Below are 6,213 nucleotides of genomic sequence, written 5' to 3'. Positions count from 1 at the left end.
CACTCCGAAATTAGACGGAAGCCATTCGGATATATTCTCCTTAACCCAATTTATATCGGGGTCTTTTTCAGCCATAAGCTCATATGTATCATCCCACACTGCATAATCTATAGCAATCGAATTGATATCCCGTAGTCTGCTCTGTAATATTTTATCGGCATGTTCTATATTTGATTCTACATTTTTATTTTCCAAAATCGAGAAGTAATTTTCAATCAAAATATTGTTGGAATAGAGATAAATAATCAGAGGAATAATTGATGCAAAAACAGAGTTATAGAAACCCTGGAACTATAACTGTTAAATTTTTTTATATTCATGTTTACTTCCTCCTGTTTTGTTTTTCAGACGAAAAAACTGTACTAAAATATATAATTGTTATTTTGACTTACTTAAAATAGTTCGGTTTCCTTCTATAATTTTTAAAAAGTCCTTGATTTGTTTGTAACTACTGATCTGTCTTTCTGTAATGCCAAACTGAAAAGAGATCTAAGAGATAAACCAAAGTACATAAAAAAGGGAAAAGAAGTCAAATATATAGGCAGTTGTCTTTTTGCATAAAGCTTGATAAAATATGATAGAAGAAAATAATAAACATTTAAAAAGGAGAACTCTATGAAGAAACTTTTAATACTGTTTACTGTTTTGATATTTGCAGCCTGTACCAACAAAGAGGTCGAGATGGGTGACCCAAATCTGGAACTCAAAGGCGGGAAATTATATTATAAAGAGAAGCTTTTTACAGGAACCCTTACTCAAAAAATACCTTTAACCGATAAAAATCTTGTTGAGATTCCTTATAAGAAGGGACTTATTACAACTGAATAAGTCTATATCTATTGTGTTTTTTTTAATTGGTATTTATGATATGGGCTGACTTTTACATAGTAAAAACAGTCTTTTTTAACTGTCAGAGGCTTGATTTTTTTTAAAGGAAGTCAGAGCTAAGAGAATTTATTGTTATTCAAAAATTATATATACAGGAGCTAAATTTTTATGAGTATTTTAAACGTAAGTAATGTAAGTCACGGATTTGGATCTAGAGTAATTCTGGAGGATGCGTCTTTTCGTCTGCTCAAAGGTGAGCACGTGGGACTGGTAGGTGCCAACGGTGAGGGTAAGTCTACTTTTCTGAATATCATAACCGGTAAACTCATGCCTGATGAAGGGGATGTGAGCTGGTGCAACCATATAACAACCGGGTATCTAGACCAGTACAGCACCCTTGAAAAAGGGAAAAGCATAAGGGATATTTTAAAGTCTGCCTTTTCCGCTATGTTTGAACTGGAAAAAGAGACAATGGAACTTTATGAAAAAATGGCAGAGTGCACCCCAGAAGAGATGGATGCTATCCTTGAAGAGGTAGGAGAGATACAGAGTATCTTAGAGAGCTCAGATTTCTACAACTTGGATTCTAAAATAGAAGAGTATGCTGCAGGACTGGGACTCATGGAGATAGGCCTGGACAGAGATGTATCAGAGCTGTCGGGAGGTCAGAGAGCAAAGATTTTACTGGCCAAGGTACTTCTTGAAAATCCTATGATTCTGATACTAGATGAGCCCACAAACTTTTTGGATGAAGATCATATTATATGGCTAAAGAATTTCCTTAAAAATTATGAAAATGCCTTTATCCTGGTGTCTCATGATATACCATTTTTAAACGAAGTTACCAATGTGATATACCATATCGAAAAGGCTGTCCTCACTAGATATACAGGAGACTATTATCAGTTTAGAGATATGTATGAGCTGAAGAAACGTCAGATAGAGATGGCATATAAGAAACAGCAAAAAGAGATCGCCCATCTGGAAGATTTTATTGCCAGAAATAAGGCCCGTGTTGCCACCACAAACATGGCAAAGGACAGACAGAAAAAGCTGGACCGTATGGAGATCATCGAGATAGCCAGAGAGAAGCCAAAACCTATTTTTGGATTTAAAACTGCCCGTACTCCATCTAGAGAGATTATAGGGGTCAAGGATCTGGTAATAGGCTATGATGAACCTTTGACAAGATCTCTCAATTTTTCCATAGAGCGTAATCAGAAGATAGCTATAAGAGGAGTCAACGGACTGGGTAAATCTACTTTACTGAATACAATTTTAGGTAGAATTCAGCCTATGGAAGGAGAGATAGAACACGGACAGTTTTTGGAGATAGGATACTTTAAGCAGGAAGAGGAGAGCAGTAATACTCCGGCTCTTAATGAATTCTGGGATGAATTTCCAAGCTTTACCAATGCCGAAGCCAGAGCAGCTCTTGCCAGATGCGGTCTGACTAATGACCACATTACCAGTCAGATGAGGGTTCTGTCTGGAGGAGAAAATGCCAAAGTGAGGCTGGCTAAGATAATGAACCGTGAAATTAACTTTTTGGTTCTGGATGAGCCTACAAACCATCTGGATATAGATGCCAAGGAAGAACTTAAAAGAGCTATTAAAGAGTTTCAGGGGACAGTACTTATGGTTAGCCATGAACCTGATTTCTATATGGAGATAGCTACAGAGGTCTGGGATGTAGAGGACTGGACTACAAAGATCGTATAGGGGAACCAGGGATATTTTCCTGGTTCTTTTTACAATTTATAAGAAAAAAATGTAAAACTGTCTTAAAAATGTTAAAATATATGAATTCAGCTGTAAATTAGTGATATAGATGAGAGAGAAATTATAAAAGTGAGGTAAAGAATGAAAATCAAAGCAGGGGACATAATAAAAATGTCCAGAAAAAACAAGGATAATTATCAATTCGGGCTATACATAGGATCGGAAGAGGTCATTTATTATGTTGAAACTCTTGAGATAAAAGGACAGGTAGTAAAAACTACACTTGAAGATTTCAAAAAGAAAAACGGTATAATTGAAGTTGTAGATTTCCCAGAAACAAAAGAGGGAAGAAGCACAGTTATAAAATCAGAGGAATTTATGAAAAAGAAAAATCTGGTATCTGAGGGAACATGGCCGGAATGGTTTGTTTCTCAGTTTGATGAATATGTATTGAGCACAATATGGGATACAATTCAGAGAGCCAAAAGCCGATTAGATAAAAAAGGCGAGCCTGTATTTAATAACGGAGAACATTTTGTATGGTGGTGCAAGGTGGAGATGAAAAGAAAAGATAAAAAAGATGGCAAACTGGACGAATTTTTAAATCCTGTGACACCATTGGCCAGGTTTCCTCTGTCTAAGAAACCTTCATAAGTCAGATAAAAATTGCCAGTAATTCTTTATGAAGAGTCATAATAAAAAAAATTTAAAAGTTCAAAGAAAAAATCAGGGCTGATATCCCTGATTTTTTCTTATATTTATTCTTTATCTTCATGTGTTTTGTGAGGATGCCTGTAGCTGTTTCCTGCTCTGATTTTACCGTCTTTACCATGGATTTTAGTGTCTGATTTTTGGTGTCTTGCTATTTCTTCTGCTATTTCTATGGCTTCTTTCTGTGTTTTGGTAATTTTTGTTACTTTTTCATTACCTTCGCCTCTTACAGCCCACTCACCATTGTGCGGAACAACATGTTGATTTTTACCCATTTAATATCCCTCCTTAAACTAATAGTGATAGCTTTAATTTTCCAACTTCTCATTGGATTCAGCATAGGAGTATGTAAGTCGTCTATCGTCTTAAATATATTCTACACCTTGTTATGGTATATTCCTCTTTAATCCTTTGTTTTACAGATATTTTCTATGCCAGACTCTTAGCTGAAAGACTATGAAAAACCATGCCGCCAATGACAAATATGATTCCTGTGAGTGATAAAGGGGTAGGAAATGCACCGCCTAGAATAAGAATCTCACCCATGAGAGAAAAAATAAGTTCTCCAGACTGTGTGGCCTCAACAACTGCCATCTTCTGGCTGTCACCTTTTGTAAGATCAGTAGCCTTAAAAAAAAGTATAGTAGCTATTACTCCTGAACTTATTGCCACGAGAAAGGATTGAATTATTTGAGGTTTACTAGGTCCCCCTATACTGGAAACTCCATAAACAGAAAGTATAATCCAAAAAGGAAGGCTAGAAATTGTCATTCCTAGGACTCTCTGGTAGGTATCAATCTTCCCCCTGCAGACTTCCATCATCTTTCTGTTCCCAAAAGGATAAGCAAATGCTGCTATTATTACTGGAAAAACTCCCATAACAATCTCTCTTGAAGTTATAACAGAGATCTGATCAGCCTGCATTATGAATACACCGATTAATATAAAAAGAGAGATGCTGAGGCTTTTTAGTGGAATTTTTCCTTTGATTTTTTTTATGCTGTTTCCGTCTTTTTTTTCTAGATAAAACAAGGGTGAAAGCAAAACTCCCGCTATAATTGTGGTCTGCCATGTGCTGGCTATAAGCCATGATGGCCCCGATCTGGCAGCAAAACAGAGAGGGGCGTAGAAGATTCCAAATCCGATTGTACTCCATTTTATCCATATACCTATATTTGACTTCATATGCTCTATGAGAGGCTTTATATCTCCCCTTATAAAAACAATAATATATAAAAAAGGTACCATGAAAAAAAACCTCAGAGATGAACTCCAAATCCAGCTTCCACCGGTAAGTTCCATAGACCGATTTAATATAAAAGAGACTGAAAAAAACAGAGATGCCAAGCCTCCTAAAATAATAGATTTCATAAATAGATACCTCCTTTAAATAAAAAATAAATTTTAATATAACGCATTTATATATGTTATAACATATTTTACGAGATTATAGCATACAAATGTATTTTATGATATAATTATATAAATTTAAAGGAGTTGTAAAAATGAAAGACTTAAGTGAAGTTATAGGAAAAAATCTAAAAGAGATAAGAAAAAAACAAAATCTCAGTCTTGATGAAACCGCTAGACTCACTGGAGTAAGTAAGCCTATGTTGGGGCAGATAGAAAGAGGCCAGTCAAATCCCACTGTATCCACTCTCTGGAAAATAGCCACAGGACTGAAAGTTCCCTTTTCAGAATTTATGAAGAAATCCTCTGCTGACTATGAAATAGTATCTATAAAAAATATTGATCCTGTCTTAGAATGCGGAGAAGACATGAAAATTTACACTATGTTTCCGTTTAATGATGAAGAAAATTTTGAAATTTTGTATATTAAGCTAAAATCCGGGGCAATACACAAGTCTGAAAAACACAGGGATGAGGTAAAAGAATATGTATTTGTAATAGACGGGGTTCTAAATATGAAAATCGGATCTGAAACTCTAGTTATAAAAAAAGGAGAAGCCCTGAAATTTAAGGCAAACATCGATCACGAATACTCCAATTTGAATAAGGAAGAGTGTTTTTTTCAAAATATAATAGTTTATGAGAACAAGCATGAAAATTAGGTCTGATAAACTGAAGTTTTAACGGTGGGCGTATAGGGGAGGAAAACAAGAAAAATGAATGATTCAAAAGAATATCTGTATGTAATAAATTATCCGGCATATGAAGAGGAGCTTTGTATGCTAGAGATGAGGGCCTTATTTGGCAAAGAGCCGGTGGATAAGGTGCTGATTTCACAGACAAAATTTAATCCTTCCAACAGTATTTTTATAAAAAAAAGACTGGATATAATCTACGAAACTGACAGTTTACAGGAGATTTTAGATCATCTGGAGAAAGATGAGATACACCTCAAAAATTTTAAATCTGAATATCTGAGACTTGAAAAGGGAAATATAACATATGAAGAGAGAATCAAGAGTACCAGAGAAATAGGACTGAGAATAATAGGAAGCTCTACTATGACAGAGCCAGAAACCATTCTCGGAGTGACAAAATACAATAACAAATGGTTTCTGGGAATAAATGAGAATAATGACTGCAAGTGGCATCTCCATGAGACAAAGCCATGCTCATACTCCAACTCCTTGAGTGTAAGGACAGCAAGAGTACTGGTGAATATAGCATCAAAAGGTGATCTAAAGAAAAAAATAATAGATCCCTGCTGCGGAGTAGGAACAACTCTTGTGGAAGGTCTCTCCATGGGATATGATATCTCAGGATACGAAATAAATCCGAAGATAGTAAAAAATGCAAAGGAGAATCTGAGTCACTTCAATCTGGAAACTAAAATCATAAAAAAAGATATGCATAAGACGAAAGAAACCTATGATACTTCCATAGTAGATATTCCCTACGGACTATTCAGCCATACTACTGAAAAGGATCAGCAGGATATAATAGATACAGCCAGAAGAATTTCAGACAGAATGGTTATGGTGT

8 protein-coding genes are annotated in these 6,213 nt (G+C 35.4%); 5 read left to right on the top strand and 3 right to left on the bottom strand.

The genetic code is table 11. The features are described from left to right. Positions 1-195, bottom strand: a 195-nt coding sequence (locus tag ABZA26_RS05365) for a CHASE4 domain-containing protein (protein ID WP_372713489.1), incomplete at its 3' end; no start/stop codon positions are given. A gap of 420 nt (positions 196-615) precedes the next feature. Here ABZA26_RS05365 and ABZA26_RS05360 point away from each other — a divergent pair. The 3 genes from ABZA26_RS05360 to ABZA26_RS05350 all read left to right on the top strand — a co-directional run bounded on the left by ABZA26_RS05360 (position 616) and on the right by ABZA26_RS05350 (position 3,204). Beyond that, on the top strand, positions 616-828 hold the full coding sequence (locus ABZA26_RS05360) for a hypothetical protein (protein WP_372713488.1): 213 nt from the start codon (positions 616-618) through the stop codon (positions 826-828). Positions 829-996: 168 nt separating this feature from the next. Further along, positions 997-2,550 (top strand): ABC-F family ATP-binding cassette domain-containing protein, encoded by a 1,554-nt coding sequence (locus ABZA26_RS05355; protein WP_372713487.1) that lies wholly within the window; start codon positions 997-999, stop codon positions 2,548-2,550. A gap of 141 nt (positions 2,551-2,691) precedes the next feature. Further along, positions 2,692-3,204 (top strand): lecithin retinol acyltransferase family protein, encoded by a 513-nt coding sequence (locus ABZA26_RS05350; RefSeq protein WP_372713486.1) that lies wholly within the window; start codon positions 2,692-2,694, stop codon positions 3,202-3,204. A gap of 104 nt (positions 3,205-3,308) precedes the next feature. Here ABZA26_RS05350 and ABZA26_RS05345 read toward each other — a convergent pair whose 3' ends face one another. Continuing rightward, positions 3,309-3,536 (bottom strand): DUF2188 domain-containing protein, encoded by a 228-nt coding sequence (locus ABZA26_RS05345; RefSeq protein WP_372713485.1) that lies wholly within the window; start codon positions 3,534-3,536, stop codon positions 3,309-3,311. A gap of 154 nt (positions 3,537-3,690) precedes the next feature. Beyond that, positions 3,691-4,632, bottom strand: coding sequence for a multidrug resistance efflux transporter family protein (locus ABZA26_RS05340; RefSeq protein WP_372713484.1), 942 nt, complete (start codon positions 4,630-4,632; stop codon positions 3,691-3,693). A gap of 134 nt (positions 4,633-4,766) precedes the next feature. On the opposite strand from ABZA26_RS05340, the gene ABZA26_RS05335 reads away from it, so the two are divergent. After that, on the top strand, positions 4,767-5,333 hold the full coding sequence (locus tag ABZA26_RS05335) for a helix-turn-helix domain-containing protein (RefSeq protein ID WP_372713483.1): 567 nt from the start codon (positions 4,767-4,769) through the stop codon (positions 5,331-5,333). Positions 5,334-5,387: 54 nt separating this feature from the next. Continuing rightward, positions 5,388-6,213 (top strand): TRM11 family methyltransferase (locus ABZA26_RS05330; RefSeq protein WP_372713482.1); only part of this gene is annotated, 826 nt, incomplete at its 3' end.

Source organism: Ilyobacter sp., from assembly GCF_041583315.1.
Lineage (GTDB): Bacteria > Fusobacteriota > Fusobacteriia > Fusobacteriales > Fusobacteriaceae > Ilyobacter.
This window is presented reverse-complemented; position numbering and strand designations above follow the sequence as displayed.

What these genes read in the sequence shown, in the direction of transcription:
- ABZA26_RS05360 (WP_372713488.1), top strand. Translation starts at nt 616, where the DNA reads ATGAAGAAACTTTTAATACTGTTTACTGTTTTGATATTTGCAGCCTGT.
- ABZA26_RS05355 (WP_372713487.1), top strand. Translation starts at nt 997, where the DNA reads ATGAGTATTTTAAACGTAAGTAATGTAAGTCACGGATTTGGATCTAGA.
- ABZA26_RS05350 (WP_372713486.1), top strand. Translation starts at nt 2,692, where the DNA reads ATGAAAATCAAAGCAGGGGACATAATAAAAATGTCCAGAAAAAACAAG.
- ABZA26_RS05345 (WP_372713485.1), bottom strand. Translation starts at nt 3,536, where the DNA reads ATGGGTAAAAATCAACATGTTGTTCCGCACAATGGTGAGTGGGCTGTA.
- ABZA26_RS05340 (WP_372713484.1), bottom strand. Translation starts at nt 4,632, where the DNA reads ATGAAATCTATTATTTTAGGAGGCTTGGCATCTCTGTTTTTTTCAGTC.
- ABZA26_RS05335 (WP_372713483.1), top strand. Translation starts at nt 4,767, where the DNA reads ATGAAAGACTTAAGTGAAGTTATAGGAAAAAATCTAAAAGAGATAAGA.